We start from the raw sequence: 17287 nt of genomic DNA, 5'->3' as shown, positions 1-17287 counted from the left end.
GAACGGAGGCGGCCAGCGCCGGGGGCTGCTCCGCCGAGGATCAGAGGACCGTTGCGGCCGCCAGCTGAAGGATGACCTGGCTGCGGCCGGCCGTGTAATCCGAATCCCGGAAGGCCATCAGCGCCTTGACCGCCTGGCCCCACTCATCCCCGGCATCCGCCACGCGCGCGCTCATCTCCTCCATCTGCGACAGACGCTGAAAATCCCAGAGCGTGCGGAAGCTGCCGAGGCTCCGCTCGCTCTGCTGGAAGACCGTGTAGGTGCCGAGATAGCGCAGGCCCGGCACGGAGGACGTGCTGAGCAGGCCGTTGTTGTCGCGCAGAAAGGCCTGGAACTCGACGTGCTGCGCGCGCGGGACCTCGTACCCCCATTCCAGCACGAGGCGGCCGAGCGGGCCGAGATCCTCCTCGCTGCCTGCCGCTGGCAGGATCAGGAACTGCTCGCCGCTCCGCACGACGGAGACGAGCGGCACGGCGCTGGCGGGCGCCACGCGGCCTTGCGCCCTTAGCAGCGCCTCGGCGGCATCGGCCGGGTTCGGTGATTCGGTCATGCGGGGTCCCTTTCTTCCCTGTCCAATCCGGCCACTCGCAGCAACCCGCAGGCGCGCAGCCCGGCGAGCCCATCCTCCAGCGTGCGTCTCGCCGCCGTCGCTGAGAGCGCCTTCGCCGTGCGCGCGGCGAAAGCCTCAGCTAGTGCCGCGTCGTCCCGCCCATCGGCGAGCTCCAGGATCAGCCAGGCCGTCGCGTTCAGCTGGTGCAGCCGCGGTGCGGCCGGTGTGTAGGCGAGGCAGGCTCCCAGCTCGGGCAGGGGACGGAGCCGGAGCCCCGGCGAGCGCTCATGGCGCATCGTGGTTCGCCCCCAGTCCAGGTCTCAGCCCAGGTCCCAGTTCCGGCTCCGGCCCTGGTGCCGGCAGGACCCGCAGGTCCACGCCGCCGTTCAGCCCGGAATCGAAGGGGTCCGGCGCGTCCCAGCGCCCGTGGAAGGCATAAGCGGTGGAGCGGCAGCCGCCATGCGTGTGCTGGGTGGAGGCGCAGCCGCCGCAGCTCGCCTCCACCTTTCCAGCGCGCAGGTGGCGGTAGAGTGGATCGTCCCAGGTCGCCAGGAAGGGCATCGTCGTCACATCGCCGTAGTCCACGTACTCGCGCAGGTACATGCAGCCGATGGAGTGCCCGTAGGCATTCACCGCTGCCATCTGCCAGCAGCAATTCGCGTCGTTCGGGTGCCAGGACTGCATGAGCCGAATCCCCTCCGGCGGACGCAGCGCAGCGATCGCCGCCATCATCTCCTGAAGCGAGAGCGAGAGCGTCCCCCAATCCCGGCGCATCCGACCCAGCGGGTAGGGGCGCAGCACGCCCACCGCCTCCGCGCCTTCCGCCTTCGCCAGTTCCAGCAGCGGCTGCAGTTCCCGATGGTTCCCCCGGTTCATGATGACCAGCACTGTCACCGGCAGCCCGGCACGCCGCAGGGCGCGGATGCCGGCGATGCTGCGGGCATGACTGCCGGGCACGCCGGTCAGCGCGTCATGCGTCTCCGGCGTCGCGCCCAGAAGGTCCACCATCGCGTCGCCGAGGCCGATGGCCTTCAAGCGGCCGGCCATCGCGTCGTCCACCAGCGTCGCGTTCGTGCGCAGCCGCGTCATCGCTCGCGGCGCGGCATGGGCAATCACCTCCAGCACGTCCGGCCGGTGCAAGGGCTCCCCGCCCTCGATCATCACGGAGATCACTCCGGCCTCGAAGAACTCGTCCAGCAGGCGGATCCAAGTCGTCGCCGGCAGCTCCCGCGGGGAGGGCGCGCGCGTGCAATCGGCGTAGCAGACGCGGCAATCCAGGTTGCAGGACTGCGTGTAGCCGATGGTCACCTTCATCGGGCGGTGCAGCGGCGGGGAGCCCCCGATCAGGCGTGCTGCCGGGCTCGTGCCAGTCGCGCTCATTCCGGCTCCTCCAGGGTCATGGCCATGGCGGCGGCGGCATCCACCCGGCCGGCGCCGATGTCCCGCTGCCACGCCGCGCCCGGATCTGCCTGCCTCTCCCGCGTGGTCGCGCGCAGGATGGCGCGAATTCGTTCCGCCGTCAGGCGCGGCCTTGCCTGGAGCATCAGCGCGATGACGCCCGCGACCTGGGGCGCGGCCGCGCTCGTTCCGTCCATGCGGATGCCCGCGGCGAAGGTCTGCCCCGCCCCGTCGCGCAGCCCGCCGAGGCCGGAGGCGCCGGGCACGGCCAGGCCCGGCGCCGCCACGTCCGGCTTCTCTCCCCCGATCCGCGTGCCGCCCATGGAGCTGAACGGCGCCGGGCCGCCATCCGGAAGGGCGACGGCCGCCACGCAGATCGGCCCCTCCGCGCAGGCCAGAGAGCCGAGAGAGCAGCCCGGCCCCTCATTCGCGTTCAGCGTCTCCTCCCCGGGGTCCGGCGGCTCGAAGCGCGAGCCGCTGTGGCGCCGCAGGTCGTCTCGCTCGATCCAGGCATCGAAGAATGCGTGGTTCGAGACCGCCTCCGGCCCCAGGCTCAGGGTCACCTGCCAGACCTCCTCCCGCCCGGAGGGCCGGAGGCGCAGCTCGAAGTGCTGGACCGGCTCTTCGGTCGTGGGCGGGCGCGTGGTGGAGGCGGCGGTGCCGATCGGGTCTTCCCCGGCGGCGTCCTTCAGCACCAGCACGGCCTGCCCGCGCAGATCCTCCGGCCTCAGGGCGGACGCCGGTGCTCCCCCCGGCCGGCCCAGCGCCAGGTCCAGCGCCGGCATCCCCTCCTGCATGGGCGCGTAGATCCGCAGCATGTTCGGGGTCGGGTCGCCCGCCTCGAACCGCCAGCGCAGCGTCGCGGGCCGCCCCGCCGCTACGCTGCCGGAGCGGTTCAGCCCGGCATCCCGCATGTTCCCGGCCGCGACCGTGATGGCACGGCTCGGCATCCTCAGCAGCGCGTCCAGCGCGCGGTCCATCAGCCCCTGGCCGTCATGCGCGCCCGTGTTGGCGCCGACGCTGAGATTCACCACCGCCGGCATCCCCTCCCGCGCGGCGAGGTCGAAGAGGGCGCAGACGCCGTCGAACACATCCACCGCGTCGCCCTCCGAGACGAGGGCGCGGGGACGCAGGTGCACGAAGCCCAGCGCCGCGCCGGGCGCGATTCCGGGCGGGGTGCCCCTGGCCCAGGCCCCTTCCTGCGGCCGTCTCCCCGCGGCCACGGAGAGGACGTGCGTGCCATGGACCGAAAGGCGGCGGCCCAGCTCGCTCACGGGGCGACCGGCCGGCTCTGCCGCGTAGCCGTTCTCCCAGGGGACATAGCCGTCCTCGGGATAGGGATCGCCGCCCGAGAGTAGTGCGTCCAGCTCGGCCGGCCCGTAGCGGCGGCCCGGCACCATGGCCCCGCGCGGTGCCGGGCCGTTCTGGTCCCAGAGCAGGCGCAGCCGCGTCCCGCCCAGCCCGTCCGTGCCCAGGCGAAAGGCCGGGTGGGCGAAGGCGCAGCCGAAATCCACGGCGCCGACGAGGACGCCCGTGCCGTCCGGCGCCCCGCCGGGCAGGGGCGGAAGGTCGTCGGGGCGGGCGTGCAGCGCCTCCATGGCGGCGGAGAACGGGCTTCCGGGCAGGCGCTCGACCCGCATGTCCCAGCCCTCCCCGGCAAGATCCTCCAGCCGCGCAAGAAGCTCGGGTAGGGGATCCTCGGCCGCCATCCCGGGCTGCAAGGCGAGGTCGATTCGCAGCGCGGCGAAAACGGCGCCCTCCGCGCGCGGAGGGTGGCCATCCGGCGGCAGGATCGTACCGTCCGCCTCCTGCACGGCGTAGCCGAAGCGGACATCCGGCCGGGCGCGGATCGCCGCGCCATCGGGAATCCGGGCCAGCACCCCAAATTCAGACTGCGATGGTGCCAGGGCCAGGGCGAAGGCGGCCGCGCGCAGCACGGGATCGAGGGCGGATGATCCGCCAACCCCGTTCGAATCACCGGAAGACAGCGCCATTCCTCCTCCTGCGAAACGAAGGGTAGCAGTGCCGGCTGTTGCGCTGCGGTGATTTCGATCACGATCACGTCGTCTTGCCGCATTGCCGGAGAAATTCGCCTGACCCCGGTTCTTCCCTGCCCTGCATGTGGCTTCGTCAGCCCTCCCGGAATGCGGTTCTGCGGTGCCTGCGGGGAGAGGCTGCGGCCGTCGCCCGACGCGCTCGCCGCCGAGGCGGGGGAGCGCCGCCCCGTGACCGTCCTCTTCGCCGATCTGGTTGAATCCAGCGCCCTGACCGCGCGCCTGGACCCCGAGGATCTGCGCGCCGTCCTGCTCGCCTACCGGGAGGCGGCGGGGGCAGCGGTGCTGCGGCAGGGCGGGAGCCTGGCCCAGCACCAGGGTGACGGGCTGCTGGCGCGCTTCGGCTTCCCTTCCGCGCGGGAGGACGATGCCGCCCGCGCCCTGCGGGCCGCGCTGGACCTGGTCTCGGAGGTGGAGGCGCTGCGCGGGCGGCTGGGCATCGCCCTGCGGGTACGGGTGGCGGTGCACAGCGGCATCCTCGTCGTTGCCACCCTGGGCCACGGGGTTGCCGGCGAGCCTGGCGCCATGGTCGGCGAGGCAACCACCATCGCCGCGCGGTTGCAGCACGCGGCCGCCCCGGGGGAGGTCCTGGCGAGCGAGGCCACCCGTCGCCTCGCGCCGCGCCGGTTCCGGTTCGTTTCCCTCGGGGAGATCGAACTGCCTGGCCTGCCACGGCCCGTCCTCGCCCACCGGGTCGAGGCGGAGCTGCACGCGGGTTCCACCATGGCGCCGCCCACCGCCGCCCTGCCCCTGGTTGGGCGGGAGGACGAACTGCGGAGCCTCTTCTCGGCCTGGCGGGACGCCGGGGCGGGCGCCGGCACCACGGTCCTCGTCGAGGCCGAACCGGGCCACGGCAAGAGTCGCCTGATCGAGGAGTTCCGCGCGCGCCTCGGCGCCCCGGGCCAAGAGGCGGTGGCGATCGCCTGCAACGCCCAGGAGGAGGCCAGCGCCTTCCGCCCGCTCCTGGCCTGGATCGCCGCCGCAGCCGGGATCCCGCCCCGCGCGGCACCCTCCGAGGCCCGCGCCGCCCTGGTGGGCTGGCTGGCACGCCACGGCCTGTCCGGCACGGATCATGCGGCGCCCCTGGCCGTGCTGCTGGACCTCGCCTCGCCCGCCCAGGTGGCCGAGATGGAGGCGGCCGGCCGCCGGCGGCGGCGGCGCAACATGGCGGCTCTCCTCGCCGCGCTCCACGCCGCCGCTGGCCCGGTGCCCCTCTTCATCGCGGAGGACATCCACTGGGCCGATGACAGCACCTTGGCCGTGCTGCGCGCTCTGGCCGACAGCGTTGCCGCCCCGGACACGCCCGGGCTGCTGCTGCTGACCCGCCGCCAGGAGGGTCGCAACCTGCCCGGCCCAGCCCCCCTCACGCTGCGCCTGGCACCTCTGGGAGAGGCGGCGGCGCGCGACCTCGCGGCCGCCGCAGCTCCGGAGGGGGCGGATCCCGCCCTCCTGCGCCGCATCATCGCGCGGGCCGGAGGCGTGCCGATCTTCCTGGTGGAGGCCGCGCGGGACGCCCAGGCGGAGGCGGAGCTGCCGCTCAGCCTGCGCGCTGGCCTCACCGCCCGGCTGGACGCCCTGCCGGAGGCCAAGGCCATCGCCCAGCTCGCCGCCGTGATCGGGCGCTCTTTCCGGGAGGACATGCTGGCGGCGCTGGCCGAGACGGTGGGGCTGCCGGCCACGCGGCGCCCCCTGCGCCGCCTGGTGGAGGCCGGGCTCATGGAGCCGGAAGGCCCGCCCGAGGCCCCCACCGGCTACACCTTCCGGCACGAGCTGATGCGCGACATGGCCTACGAGACCCTGCTGCGCAGCCGCCGCGCCAGCCTGCACCTGGCGCTCGGCCGCCTGCTGCCGGAGCGCTTCGCGGAGACAGTCACGGCCCGGCCGGAGCTGCTGGCGCGGCATCTGGCGGCCGGAGGCGCGGCGGCCGAGGCGATTGCGGCCTATGAGCGGGCTGCCATCCGCGCCGGCCGCGCCGGGGCGCATGGGGAAGCCGCGGGACACTTCCAGGCCGCCATCGCCCAGCTGCCGAACCTGGAGGCGACGGGACAGGACGCGCTGGAGGCGCGCCTGCATATCGGGCTGGCCGCGCAGGTGACCCTGGTGCGCGGCAACGCCGCCCCGCAGGTGGGCGAGGCCTTCGCCACCGCCCATGCCGCCGCCCTTCGCCTTGATGACCGGCCGCTGCTGCTGCGCACGCTGCGCGGCCTGCAGACCTTCCACCTCGTGCGCGGCGCCGTGGCGGAGGGCCACGCGATCGGGGAACGGATCATGGCGCTGATGGACGGCGAGCGGGACGAGGCCGCGCTCCTCCAGGCGCATCGCCCCTTCGGGCTCGGCCTTCTCTACCTCGGCCGCCACGCGGAGGCGCGCTGGCATCTCGAACGGGTGCTGGCCCTCTACGATCCCACGCGGGACGAGCCGCACCGCTTCGACTACGGCTCAGACCCGGCTGTCCTGGCGCGGGCGCATCTGGGATGGGTGCTGTGGTTCCAGGGCGAGGCCGAGGCGGCCTTCGCCATCGACAGGGCGGCCGTGGCGGCGGCGCGCGAGCTGGGCCATGCGCACAGCCTCTGCTTCGCCCTGGCCTTCCGCTGCGTCCTGGCGCAGCTGGCAGGACGGCCGCAGGACACCCTGGCCGCTGCGGAGGAATTGCAGGCGATCGCGGCGGCCCAGGACTTCGCTTACTGGTCGGCCTGGGGAGCCATCCTGGGCGGGTGGGCGCGCGGGCGGCTGGGCGACCGGATGGCGGGCGAGGCGGAGATGCGCCGCGGCCTCGGGGCTTATGAGGAGATGGGGGCGGGGCTACTCCGGCCATTGGGCCTTGCGCTCCTGGCGCAACTTCTCCCGCCTGATGAACGGGCCGAGGCGCGGCTTTTGCTGGCCGAGGCGGTCGCGCGGAGCGCGCGGGGCAGCATCGTCTTCTCGGACGCGACGATCGCCGGACTGCAGAGGCAATTCGATGCCTGAGGATGTTGGCACCCCGCCCTGACTGCCGCGGCAGCAGGCGTTTCCGGGCCGGCGCATGGACGGGGACCGTGCGGTCCGCAACCATCACCCCGCCATCATGCGGGTCGTTCGCCGCGGCTCCATCGGCAACGACTCTTCCGGCTCCGCTCGCGTTCAGGATGGGGCGGCGGCGGGTCGGAGAAGCCCTGGGCGCCCGTCAGGATGCCTGGATCGGTTCAGGCGCCCGCCCCGCGATCGGAGCGCCTGTCCGTGGCAACAGTGCTCCTCATGCTTTTCGGTATGGCCGCGTACCGGAGAGAGTCCGCCAGCCTCGCGAGACGCGGGCCGACCTCGGAGCGTAACCGGGCCGCGGACAAGGTCACGGCGGCTGAACCGCAGTTCACGGCGAAGGGCACCGACCCATCGGGTGCCAGCACGGGCACGGCGGCCGTGTTGTAGCCCTTGTGCAGCACTCCCGCGTTGATGATGAAGCCGCGCTGCCGGTACTCGGCCAGGGCTTGGGCGAAACCGGCCTTCGCTTTGCCCCATCGCACGCCGTCCTTCTCCTCCAATTCGGCCGTCGCACGGGCGCGCTCGTCCTCCGGCACGCCGGCAAGCCAGGCCCAGCCGAAAGCCGAGGTCGAGAGCGGCACGCGCGAGCCGACGTGCAGGTTCATCAGCAGGCGGTTGTCACTCTCGCACCGCTGCAGGATCACCATGTCGATCCCGTCCCGTGCCGCGAGCCCGCCCGCGCCCTGGAAGGCATCGGCCAGTTCCTGCAGGTGCGGGCGCGCGACTTCCGCGATGCCGAGGCCCGCGATCGCGCTGTGCCCGAGGCGGAGCGCCGCCAATCCCGGCCGCATCTTCTCCCCGGAGATGGTGACCAGCACGCCCATCTCGATCATCGTATGGCAGAGGCGCCACACCGTCGGCTGGGGCAGCCCCGTGAGCCGCGCGAGGTCGGAGCCGCTCATCTCCGGCTGCTCAGGCGTGAAGCACTGCAGGAGCTGCAGCCCGCGGGAAAGGGCAGTGACGAACTGCCGGTCCTTCTTCTCGTCCGAGGGCGTCGGGAGTGGTTTGGTCGATGCCAAGAAGCGGTCTCCGGGTACGGCAGGGCGGCGGCATGCCCCGTGGGGGGCAGTTTACGGCAGGTCCAAGAGCGCGTTAGCATCGCGCCAAGACGATTATATAATTCGCACTGCGAGTGAAAGAAAGGGTGCGGGGTACGGTCCCGCATGGGGCTCCATCGTCCAGGGCCCGAAAAGCTGGGGAGATAAACGCGTCCATGCAGCAGACTCCCCTCCTTTTCCAGCCCATGGCGCTACGGGGCGTCACGCTGCGGAATCGGATCGTGCTGTCGCCCATGCTCACCTACGCCGCGGAGCGCGGCCACGTGACGGACTGGCACCTGATGCATCTCGGCAAGTTCGCCGCGGGCGGTGCGGGGCTGGTCTTCATGGAATCGACGAAGGTCGATCCGCGCGGCTGCACCACGCCGCGCGACCCGGGCCTCTGGAAGGACGAGTTCATCCCAGGGCTGGAGCGCATCACCCGCTTCATGAAAGGCCATGGCGCGGCGATCGGGATTCAGCTCGGCCATTCCGGGCGCAAAGCCCGCAACTCCGTGCCCTGGGAGGGGCGCGCCCCGCTGGCCAGCCATCCCGGCCTGGAGGATGACGGGGACTGGGAGCTGGTGGCACCCAGCGCCGTGGCCGCGAGCCCGGCTGCCGCGGTTCCGCGCGCCCTTGCCTTGCCGGAGATCCAGGACATGGTCGCCGCCTGGGGCGCTGCCGCCGGCCGCGCGCACCGCGCCGGCTTCGACGTGCTGGAGGTGCACGGCGCGCATGGCTACCTGCTGCACCAGTTCCTCTCCCCCGCTGCCAACATGCGGAACGACGCTTATGGCGGCTCCCCGGAGAAGCGGATGCGGTTCGCGGTGGAGGTGGTGGAGGAGGTGCGGCGGCACTGGCCTGCGGAGAAGCCGCTCTTCTTCCGCGTCTCCGCGATCGACGAGGATGGCGGTACGATCGAGGCGACGGTGGCGCTTGCACGCGTGCTGGGCGGCAAGGGCGTGGACGTGATCGATTGCAGCACTGGCGGGATGACGCCGCGCTCCATCACCGAGGCGGACAGGCCGCGGCTGGGCTACCAGGTGCAGCACGCCGCCCGGATCCGGGTCGAGGCCGGGGTGGCAACCATGGCGGTCGGGCTCATTGTTCATGCCGACCAGGCCGAGGCGATCCTGCGCGAGGGCAGCGCGGACCTCGTCGCGATCGGGCGGGAGATGCTGCACAACCCGAACTGGCCGCTGGACGCCGCGCAGAAGCTCGGTGTCGCCGACGCCTTCGCCGCCATCCCGCCTGCCTATGGCTACTGGTTGGAGAAGCGGGACAGGTCCGGCTTCGGCAGCTCCCCCTCCACCTGGCAGGCCGGCAGCGCGCCGGCCGCCACCCGCTAGGCCCGGAGGTCCCGATGCCGAAGCTTCCTCAGCCCGAGATCGAGGTTGTGCACGAGGGCGCCGATATCGTTGGGGAGAGCCCGATGTGGCACCCGGCGGAAGGGCGCCTCTACTGGGTGGACACGCGATACCCCGCGCTGCAGCGACTGGAGGCGGACGGCACGGTCCGCCGCTGGGTGATGCCCAACAACATCGGCTCCTACGTGTTCCGGCGCGGCGGCGGCGTGGTGGCGGGGCTGAAGCAGGGCTTCGCGACGGTGGAACTGGAAACCGGAGTGGTTACGCCGGTGCTGGATCCGGAGCCGGACCGGCCGGAGAACCGGCTGAACGATGGCCGCTGCGACCGGCGCGGGCGCTACTGGTGCGGTTCACGCGACCCAGGTGACGAGAACCCAGGCGGCTCGCTCTTCCGCCTCTCCCCGGACATGGCCTGCGAGCGGATGGACACGGGCTTCATCGTGTCCAACGGCATGGCCTTCAGCCCGGACGACCGGACGATGATCTTCGGCGACAGCCGAGGAGAGGTGATGTGGCGCTACGACCTCGACATCGAGAGCGGGCGCATCTCCAACAGGCGCGTCTTCCTCTCTACCGCCGGCCTGCCCTGGCGCGTGGACGGTGCGACCTTCGACGCCGAGGGCTACTACTGGTGCGCCCTGATCGGGGACGGCGCGATCGGGCGCTTTGACCCGGAGGGACGGCTGGACCGCATCGTGCGGCTGCCCGTCTCGCACCCCACCATGTGCAATTTCGGCGGGCCCGACCTCGACGTGCTCTACGTCACCTCCGGCACCGTGTTCCTGGGCGAGGCGGAGCGGGCGCGGCAGCCGCTGGCCGGTGCCCTCCTCGCGCTGCATGGCCTCGGTGTGAGGGGCGTGCCCGAGCCGCTGTTCGAGGGCTGATGCAATGACGGAAGACGTGGCGGAAGGGCCCCTGAGGGGCATACGGGTTCTCGACCTGTCACGGCTCGTCTGCGGCAACATGCTGACGATGCTGCTCGGCGATTTCGGCGCCGATGTCGTGAAGGTGGAGGAGCCGGGGCCGGGCGACCCGCTCCGCGCCTGGATCGCGGACGGCATCGCCGCGCACTGGAAGGTCTATGGCCGCAACAAGCGCAGCATTGCGCTCGACCTGCGCTCCGCCGAAGGCCGTGCCGTGCTGGAGCGGCTGGTCGCGCGGGCGGACGTGCTGGTGGAGGGCTTCCGCCCCGGTACGCTGGAGCGCTGGGGCCTGGCGCCGGCGATGCTGCTGGAGCGGCACCCCGACCTTGTCATCGTCCGGATCTCGGGCTTCGGCCAGTCCGGGGAGTACCGGATGCGGGCGGGCTACGGATCGCTGATCGAGGGCCTGTCCGGCTTCGCCTCGCGCAACGGGTTCCCCGACCGTCCGCCGCTGCTGCCGAGCTTCCCCCTGGCCGACATGGTCGCGGGCATGATGGGCGCCTTCGCCACCGTTTCGGCCGTGCGCGCGCGGGAGGCAGGCGGGCGGGGGCAGGTGGTGGACCTCTCGCTGCTGGAGCCGATGGTGGCAATGTTCGGCGCCGACGCGGTGCTGCAGGGGTTCAAGGGCACGGTGCGCGGGCGCACCGGCAGCCGGGGCTCCTCGGCAGCCCCGCGCAACACTTTCCTGGCAGGCGACGGAAACTGGCTGACCATCTCCGCGCCCATGCAGTCGATGACGGAGAAGCTGTTCGACGCGATGGGGCGGCCGGAGTTGAAGTCCGACCCGCGCTTCGCCACGAACACCGTGCGGCTGGAGAACGTGGAGGCCCTGGAGGCGGAGATCACCGGTTGGCTCTCGACGCGGAGCGCGGCGGAAGCCTGGGCGACGCTGGACGCGGCCGGGGTGACCGCCGCGCCCATCCTCGACGCGGCCGGGCTCGCGGCCGACCCGCACGTCCTCTCCCGCGGGGTGTTCCGCGCGGTGAAGGACACGGAGCTCGGGCAGGTGACGATGCCGGACGTCGTGCCGCGGTTCTCCGCGACGCCGGGCGCCGTGCGCCGCCCAGCGCCGGCCGTGGGCCAGGACAGCCGGGCCGTCCTGGCAGAGGCGGGCCACGACGAGGCGGCCATCGACGCGCTGATCGCGGCGAAGGTGGTGGCCGAGAGTTAGTCGGACGCGTGAGAGGTCGGAGGGGCGCAAGACCCCCCGGAGAGGAGGGACGTATGACGTGCATCCTGAGGGTCGCCCTGGCCGCGGCGGTGGCCTGGGCCGGCTGGCCCGGCACGGCCGCGGCGCAGCCGGCGGCACCCTATCCGGACCGGCCCGTGCAGGTGGTCGTTTCCTGGCAGGCGGGCGGCGTGGTGGACACGATCGGGCGCGCCCTGGCCCAGGCCATGTCGGACGTGTCCGAGGGACGCTTCGTGGTGGTGAACCGCGACGGGGCATCGGGCATCGTTGGCGCGCAGGCGGTGGCCTCGGCCAGGCCGGACGGCCTCACCATCGGCTTCGGGCCCATCACGCCGATCACCACTGCGGCGCACACGGTGCGCAACGTGCCCTTCGACGTGGAATCCTTCGACTATGTCTGCCGCGTCTTCGAGAACGTGCTCGCCGTGGTGGTGGCGGAGGGTTCCCCGTTCCGCACCATGCCGGACCTCGTCGCCGCCATCCGCGCGCGGCCGGACACGATGACCTACGGTCATTTCGGCACGAACAGCCTCGGGCACCTCTCCTTCGCCAACATCGTGCGCGGCCTGTCCCTGCGTGTGACGGACGTGCCCTTCCGCGGGGAGACGCCGATCTACCCGGAGATGCTCAGCGGCCGGCTGGACTTCGGCATGGGCACGGTCGGCGGCGCGCGCGGGAAGCCGGTGCGCCTGCTCGCCGTGTTCGGGGACGAGCGCAGCGTGGCCGCCCCGGGCGTGCCGAGCACGCGGGAGCTGGGCCTGCCGACACTGCAGCCCGTGCTGGCCGGCATCACCGTGCCGCGCGGGACGCCAGCCGCGATCACGGCGCGGCTGGACGAGCTGTGCCGCAAGGGGACCGAGGAGGCCTCGTTCCGCACGGTGATGGGCCGCCTGGGCGAGCCCATCATGTATTCCGGGCGCGAGGCCTTCACCGCCCAGGCGCGGCGCGACAATGCCGAGAAGGTGGAGGTGGTGCGCTCCCTCGGGTTGACGCCGCAGTAGGTTGGGGGCGGACGGGCCGCCCCCTTTCCTTCAGGCTGCCTTGCGGAAAGCGTCCAGGCTGCCGGCGTGAATCAGCTCGCTCGGCAGCTGGTGGCCGACGATCGCCTCTGCCATGCGTCCCACCTCGATCAGCGCGTCGAGGTCCACGCCGGTCTCAATCCCCATCTCGTGGCAGAGCAGCACCAGCTCCTCGGAGCAGATGTTGCCCGCGGCGCCCTTCTGGCCGGCGAAGGGGCAGCCCCCGAGCCCGCCCACCGTCGTATCGAAGCGGTCAATGCCCATCTTCAGCGCGGCGTGCGCATTGGCCACCGCCAGGCCGCGCGTATCGTGCAGGTGAAGCGTGATGCGCTTCTCCGGCCAGCGGGACCGCACCTCGCCGAGCACGCGCTCGATCCGTGACGGCATGGCCCAGCCCATCGTGTCCGCCAGCGAGACGTCCGTGATCTCCGCCCCGGCCTCGGCCGCGATGGCGAGCCCGTCCTCGATGGTGGAGATCACCTGTGCGGGCGAGATGTCACCCTGGTAGTTGCAGCCGAAGGCTGCCATCACGCCGATGCGCCGGACGGGCACGCCATGGGAGAGGTGTAGCGCGGTCTGCTTCCGCATCGCCGCGAGGTTCTCCTCATGCGTGCGGTTGAGGTTCTTCTTCGTGAAGCCCTCGCTCGCGGTGAGCGAGATGGAGCCGGAGATGGCGAGCTTGTCGCGGAAGGCGAGCGCGCGGTTCAGCCCGCTCTCGTTGAACCACAGCGCTGTGTAGCGGACGCCGGGCTTCGCCTTGAAGCCGGCCACCGTGTCCTCGGCGTCCGCCCAGCCCGGCACGATCTTGGGGCTGACGAAGGAGCAGACCTGAATGTGTTCCAGGCCCGTCTCGGCCAGCGCCTCGATCAGGCGGATCTTGTCGGCGGTGGGGATCGGGCCGGGCTCGATCTGGAAGCCCTCGCGCGGTCCCTCCTCCTGGATGTGGACCCGCTTCGGAAGGTCGGACATGGCTTTGCTCCCCGTGCTCTGACGCCCCGGCCCGAGGCGGCCGCCTGCCGTGCCTCGGATCGGGACCACTCCTGCAAAGTCGTTGATCACCTCACGGCAAACAAGGCAATCTCAATCTCAAACAATCAACTCGCTATGCGAATTCTGATGCGAGTTGACGCCGACTTCCGGGATGGGACGGCGAGAGGGAGGGAAAGTGCGCATGCTGACAAGACGCCAACTCGCGGCCGCGGCTGGCCTGGCCACGCTGGGCCAGGCCACCGGCGCGCAGGCACAGCGGGAGGCATTCCCAAGCCGCCCGATCCGGCTGATCGTGCCGTACACGCCAGGCGGCTCCGTCGATCTCATGGCGCGGGCCTTCGGCACGCGGCTGTCGAGCTACACGGGCCAGCCGACCGTCGTCGAGAACAGGCCGGGCGCCTCTACCATGCTCGCGACCGAGTACGTCGCGCGGTCCGACCCGGATGGCTATACGGTGCTGTCGGGCGGCACACAGTTGGCGCTGATGTCGCACCTGGGCACCCGCACGCCCTATGACGCCGAGCGCGATATCACCGCCGTCGCGGTGCTCACCATCGTGCCCTACCTGCTGGTGGTGAACGCGAAGCTTCCCGTCCACAACGTGAAGGAGCTGATCGCCTACGCGAAGGAGCGGCCGGGGGTACTGAACTACGCATCCTTCGGTGTCGGCGGAGCCGGGCACCTTGCGGCCGAGATGTTCAACCTGCTCGCCGGTACCGAGACGGTGCACATCCCCTACAACGGCACGGCGCCCGGGCTGAACGACGTGATGGGCGGGCGCGTCGCCATGAGCTTCTGCACCATTCCACCTGCGCTACCGGCGATCGAGGCCGGCCGGCTCCGGCCGCTTGGGCTGACGGGGCGCCAGCACCTCTCCGCTTTGCCGGGCGTGCCGACGATCGAGGAGGCCGGGGTTCCGGGATACGAGTGCGTCAGCATGAACGTGATGTTCGCGCCCAGCGGCGTGCCGGCCGACCGGCTGCAGCGGCTGAACGACGCTGTGGTGAAGTCGCTCGGCGATGCCGAGCTGCGGAAGCTGCTGGAGGAGCAGGGCTTCGTGCCCGCCGAGCCGATGACGCCCGCCCAGGCCAAGGCGAGCTTCGATACGTCCGTCACCAAGCTGGTGGACATCATTCGGCGGGCGAAAATCCAGACCTGATGGAATGCTGGCTCCCCGCCCCGGAACGTCGGGGCGGGGAGCCGCGGAGCTCAGGCCACCCGGCGTTCCCGCTCCGGCTCCGCGGCCGCACCGGCCACGGGGACGGGCTGGCCGAGCACAACCTCGCCGGGATGGTCGATCAGCGCCGCCGCGACCCGCGCGCGATGATCGTAGGTGGTGCCGAGGCGCATTCCCCAGGCGGCGATGCGCCGGTACCAGAGGTGCAGGTCCAGCTCCATCATGAAGCCGATGCCGCCATGGATAATCTGCGCGTTGCGAGCGGAGGCGAGGCACTTCTCGTTGCAGAAGGCCTTGGCCTGGGAGACCTCGACCTGGTGCGGCAGGCCCTCGTCCATCCGCCACAGCGCCTCGTAGGTCAGCAGCTCGCCGCCGTCGATCCAGATGACCATGTCTGAACACATGTGCTGGATGGACTGGAAGGCGCCGATGGGCTGGCCGAAGGCCTCTCGCATCTTGGCGTAGTCGAAGGCCATCTCGGCGTCCTTGCGCGCCGCGCCGAGCATCTGCGCGCAGAGCAGCGCCGCGGCCCGGTCCAGCATCCGCTCTACCACCGGCCAGGCCTCGCCCGCGCGCCCGATCATGTCCGCGGCGGGGACGCGGACGCGGTCGAAGACGACCTCGCTCTGCTTGTCCTTAGCGGTGGTAACCAGGGGCGTGTGCGAGACGCCTTCCGCCTTCGTGTCCACGATGAAGAGGGACAGGCCGGCGCTGCCGCCGCGGGCCGGCGCGGTGCGGCACACAACGAGGCACCTGTCCGCAGCGACGAAGTCGTCCACGAACATCTTACGGCCGGTGAGGACGTAGTGGTCGCCCTCCTGCGCGGCGCTCATCGCCACGGCTTCCGGCCGCAGGCGCGGGTCCTCCTCGGTGAAGGCCCAGGTCAGGATCGTGTCGCCCGACACCACGCCGGGCAGGATCGCCTCGCACTGCGCCTTGCTGCCGGCCTCGGCAATCGTGAGCGCCGCGACGGCGGTGCTGTGCAGGGGCAGAGGCGCGACGGCGCGCCCAACCTCCTGGAGGACGAGCCCGAGATAGACGAGCGGCATTTCCGAGCCGCCATAGGCTTCCGGCAAGGAGAGGCCCTGCCAGCCTAGTTCCGCCGCCTTGCGCCAGAGCGCGGGCGGGTATCCGACCGGGTCGGCCTCCATGGCGCGCACGAGCTGCGGCGAGCACTCGCCTTCCAGGAAGCTCCGCGCGGTCTCGCGGATCATCTCCTGTTCGTCGGTCAGCAGGACATCCATGTCAGCGGTCCGTCATCTCGTTCTGTCGGGGGGGCGTCAGTTCGCCGCGGCCTTCGGCCGGCGCATGGCCGGCAGGCCCAGGCCGCGGCGCGCCACCTGGTCCCGCATGATGGTGACGCCGCCGTGGTTCACGCCCGACTGGAAGGCGCCGAGGACATTGTGCGCGAAGACGCCATCCTCCACCGCGTGCGGCGAGCCGCGCAGGAGCTGGCCGTAGGGGCCGAGCATCTGCGTGATCGCCTCGGTCGTGCGGACGCCGTGCTCCGGCGCCCAGACCTTCTCGGCGGAGCCCTCATAGGTGAACTCGCGGCCGCGCTGGACGATGGACATGCTGCGCATCGTCATCAGGCGGCAGACTTGCGCCTCGATCCACAGCTCCGCCACCTTGTCGCGGACCGCCGGGTTGTCGGCGTAGCCCTCCAGCTCCGTCGTCTTGACCCAGTTGACCATGTCCTCGTCGCGCCGGATCGACATGACGTAGCGGAAGGCGCCCACCCGATCGAGGTTGAGGCCATCCGCCGCCACCTTCCAGCCCTTGTTCTCCCCGCCCAGCAGCGTGGATTCGTGGACGCGCACGTTGTCGAAGAAGGTCTCGTTCGTCCGCGCCTCGCCATAGGTGGTGCCGAGCGGGGCGCGCGGGTTGTTCTGGATGGACCAGAGCGGCCGCACGGTGATGCCCGGCGTGTCCATAGGAAAGATGAAGATGGACAGACCCTCGCGCTTCGGCAGGCTCGGGTCCGTGCGCGCCATCAGGTAGATGTGGGAGGAGAGGTGTCCGGAGGTGGTGTAGATCTTCTGCCCGTTGATCACGAAGTGGTCGCCGTCCCGCGTGGCGCGGCAGCGGATATTGGCGAGGTCAGCGCCCGCATGGGGCTCGGTGAAGCCGAGGGCGAAGGTGACCTCGCGGGTGATCAGGCGGGGGATGTAGTAGCGCTTCTGCTCCTCGGTGCCGGCAGCCATGATCGCGGGCGCGCCGCTGCCGCTGAGACTGATATTGAGGCCGACCCGCATGAAGGCCTCCTCGACGATGTACTGGCTGATGCGGTCGCCGCCCTGCCCGCCGTACTCCTTGGGATAGGCGATGCCGAGCCAACCGCGGGCGTGCAGCTTTCCGTAGAGTTCCCGCATGCTCGGCCCGAAAGGGTCGGCCACGCCGGAGCCGTGCATCTGGTCGTCCTGGGCCTCCTTGTCGTGGAGGACCTCGGGCGTGACATGCTCCGCGATGAAAGCGTTGACCTCCCGCCGCAGCGCCTCCTGCTCGGGCGTGTAACCGAAGTTCATGGCGTTCCCCGTTCTGCGGGGGCAGGTGAGCCCCGCACCC

The 17287-nt window shown here is 71.6% G+C and carries 14 protein-coding genes; 6 read left to right on the top strand and 8 right to left on the bottom strand.

Features of this window, described 5'->3' with window-relative positions; genetic code table 11:
• Positions 1 to 40: 40 nt before the first annotated feature.
• From NRP21_RS11860 to NRP21_RS11845, 4 genes are read right to left on the bottom strand one after another with little or no spacing between them, the layout of a single operon-like run.
• Positions 41 to 550, bottom strand: coding sequence for a hypothetical protein (locus NRP21_RS11860; protein ID WP_257716408.1), 510 nt, complete (start codon positions 548 to 550; stop codon positions 41 to 43).
• Entirely contained in the window at positions 547 to 846 is a 300-nt protein-coding gene (locus NRP21_RS11855) for a PqqD family peptide modification chaperone (protein ID WP_257716407.1), read from the bottom strand. The genes NRP21_RS11860 and NRP21_RS11855 overlap by 4 nt, the downstream gene beginning before the upstream one ends.
• Positions 836 to 1930 carry a radical SAM protein gene (locus NRP21_RS11850; RefSeq protein WP_257716406.1) on the bottom strand — a complete coding sequence of 365 codons (1095 nt, stop codon included), beginning with the start codon at positions 1928 to 1930 and terminating at the stop codon, positions 836 to 838. Before NRP21_RS11850 ends, NRP21_RS11855 begins: the two co-directional genes overlap by 11 nt.
• On the bottom strand, positions 1927 to 3942 hold the full coding sequence (locus NRP21_RS11845) for a S8 family serine peptidase (protein WP_257716405.1): 2016 nt from the start codon (positions 3940 to 3942) through the stop codon (positions 1927 to 1929). The genes NRP21_RS11850 and NRP21_RS11845 overlap by 4 nt, the downstream gene beginning before the upstream one ends.
• 150 nt (positions 3943 to 4092) lie before the next feature.
• Here NRP21_RS11845 and NRP21_RS11840 point away from each other — a divergent pair, with 150 nt between their 5' ends.
• The gene (locus NRP21_RS11840; RefSeq protein ID WP_257716404.1) at positions 4093 to 6969 is read left to right on the top strand and encodes an ATP-binding protein; all 2877 of its coding nucleotides are present in this window, start codon (positions 4093 to 4095) and stop codon (positions 6967 to 6969) included.
• Between the two features lie 215 nt (positions 6970 to 7184).
• Here NRP21_RS11840 and NRP21_RS11835 read toward each other — a convergent pair whose 3' ends face one another.
• A complete protein-coding gene (locus NRP21_RS11835) occupies positions 7185 to 8039 on the bottom strand; it encodes an IclR family transcriptional regulator (RefSeq protein ID WP_257716403.1) in 855 nt (284 codons plus the stop codon).
• A 194-nt stretch (positions 8040 to 8233) separates the two neighbouring features.
• Between NRP21_RS11835 and NRP21_RS11830 the strand changes: the two genes are divergently transcribed.
• Genes NRP21_RS11830 through NRP21_RS11815 form a run of 4 tightly spaced genes read left to right on the top strand, consistent with a single transcriptional unit; the run spans position 8234 to position 12537 of the window.
• Positions 8234 to 9406: an oxidoreductase gene (locus NRP21_RS11830; protein ID WP_257716402.1), complete on the top strand. Its 1173-nt coding sequence runs from the start codon at positions 8234 to 8236 to the stop codon at positions 9404 to 9406.
• A 14-nt stretch (positions 9407 to 9420) separates the two neighbouring features.
• A complete protein-coding gene (locus NRP21_RS11825) occupies positions 9421 to 10308 on the top strand; it encodes an SMP-30/gluconolactonase/LRE family protein (protein WP_257716401.1) in 888 nt (295 codons plus the stop codon).
• 16 nt (positions 10309 to 10324) lie between these two features.
• Positions 10325 to 11518 carry a CaiB/BaiF CoA transferase family protein gene (locus NRP21_RS11820; protein ID WP_257716400.1) on the top strand — a complete coding sequence of 398 codons (1194 nt, stop codon included), beginning with the start codon at positions 10325 to 10327 and terminating at the stop codon, positions 11516 to 11518.
• A gap of 53 nt (positions 11519 to 11571) precedes the next feature.
• A complete protein-coding gene (locus NRP21_RS11815; RefSeq protein WP_308219883.1) occupies positions 11572 to 12537 on the top strand; it encodes a tripartite tricarboxylate transporter substrate binding protein in 966 nt (321 codons plus the stop codon).
• Positions 12538 to 12567: 30 nt separating this feature from the next.
• Here NRP21_RS11815 and NRP21_RS11810 read toward each other — a convergent pair whose 3' ends face one another.
• Positions 12568 to 13524, bottom strand: coding sequence for a hydroxymethylglutaryl-CoA lyase (locus NRP21_RS11810; protein ID WP_257716399.1), 957 nt, complete (start codon positions 13522 to 13524; stop codon positions 12568 to 12570).
• Positions 13525 to 13726: 202 nt separating this feature from the next.
• Between NRP21_RS11810 and NRP21_RS11805 the strand changes: the two genes are divergently transcribed.
• A complete protein-coding gene (locus tag NRP21_RS11805) occupies positions 13727 to 14704 on the top strand; it encodes a Bug family tripartite tricarboxylate transporter substrate binding protein (protein ID WP_257716398.1) in 978 nt (325 codons plus the stop codon).
• Between the two features lie 50 nt (positions 14705 to 14754).
• On the opposite strand, the gene NRP21_RS11800 is transcribed toward NRP21_RS11805, so the two are convergent.
• Positions 14755 to 15966, bottom strand: coding sequence for an acyl-CoA dehydrogenase family protein (locus tag NRP21_RS11800; protein ID WP_257716397.1), 1212 nt, complete (start codon positions 15964 to 15966; stop codon positions 14755 to 14757).
• Between the two features lie 36 nt (positions 15967 to 16002).
• The gene (locus NRP21_RS11795) at positions 16003 to 17247 is read right to left on the bottom strand and encodes an acyl-CoA dehydrogenase family protein (RefSeq protein WP_257716396.1); all 1245 of its coding nucleotides are present in this window, start codon (positions 17245 to 17247) and stop codon (positions 16003 to 16005) included.
• Between the last annotated feature and the right edge of the window lie 40 nt (positions 17248 to 17287).

The sequence above is a fragment of the Roseomonas populi genome, assembly GCF_024594815.1.
Taxonomy (GTDB): Bacteria; Pseudomonadota; Alphaproteobacteria; order Acetobacterales; family Acetobacteraceae; genus Roseomonas; species Roseomonas populi.
This window is presented reverse-complemented; position numbering and strand designations above follow the sequence as displayed.

What these genes read in the sequence shown, in the direction of transcription:
- NRP21_RS11845 (WP_257716405.1), bottom strand. Translation starts at nt 3,942, where the DNA reads ATGGCGCTGTCTTCCGGTGATTCGAACGGGGTTGGCGGATCATCCGCC.
- NRP21_RS11800 (WP_257716397.1), bottom strand. Translation starts at nt 15,966, where the DNA reads ATGGATGTCCTGCTGACCGACGAACAGGAGATGATCCGCGAGACCGCG.
- NRP21_RS11840 (WP_257716404.1), top strand. Translation starts at nt 4,093, where the DNA reads ATGCGGTTCTGCGGTGCCTGCGGGGAGAGGCTGCGGCCGTCGCCCGAC.
- NRP21_RS11860 (WP_257716408.1), bottom strand. Translation starts at nt 550, where the DNA reads ATGACCGAATCACCGAACCCGGCCGATGCCGCCGAGGCGCTGCTAAGG.
- NRP21_RS11855 (WP_257716407.1), bottom strand. Translation starts at nt 846, where the DNA reads ATGCGCCATGAGCGCTCGCCGGGGCTCCGGCTCCGTCCCCTGCCCGAG.
- NRP21_RS11795 (WP_257716396.1), bottom strand. Translation starts at nt 17,247, where the DNA reads ATGAACTTCGGTTACACGCCCGAGCAGGAGGCGCTGCGGCGGGAGGTC.
- NRP21_RS11825 (WP_257716401.1), top strand. Translation starts at nt 9,421, where the DNA reads ATGCCGAAGCTTCCTCAGCCCGAGATCGAGGTTGTGCACGAGGGCGCC.
- NRP21_RS11810 (WP_257716399.1), bottom strand. Translation starts at nt 13,524, where the DNA reads ATGTCCGACCTTCCGAAGCGGGTCCACATCCAGGAGGAGGGACCGCGC.
- NRP21_RS11815 (WP_308219883.1), top strand. Translation starts at nt 11,572, where the DNA reads ATGACGTGCATCCTGAGGGTCGCCCTGGCCGCGGCGGTGGCCTGGGCC.
- NRP21_RS11805 (WP_257716398.1), top strand. Translation starts at nt 13,727, where the DNA reads ATGCTGACAAGACGCCAACTCGCGGCCGCGGCTGGCCTGGCCACGCTG.
- NRP21_RS11830 (WP_257716402.1), top strand. Translation starts at nt 8,234, where the DNA reads ATGCAGCAGACTCCCCTCCTTTTCCAGCCCATGGCGCTACGGGGCGTC.
- NRP21_RS11850 (WP_257716406.1), bottom strand. Translation starts at nt 1,930, where the DNA reads ATGAGCGCGACTGGCACGAGCCCGGCAGCACGCCTGATCGGGGGCTCC.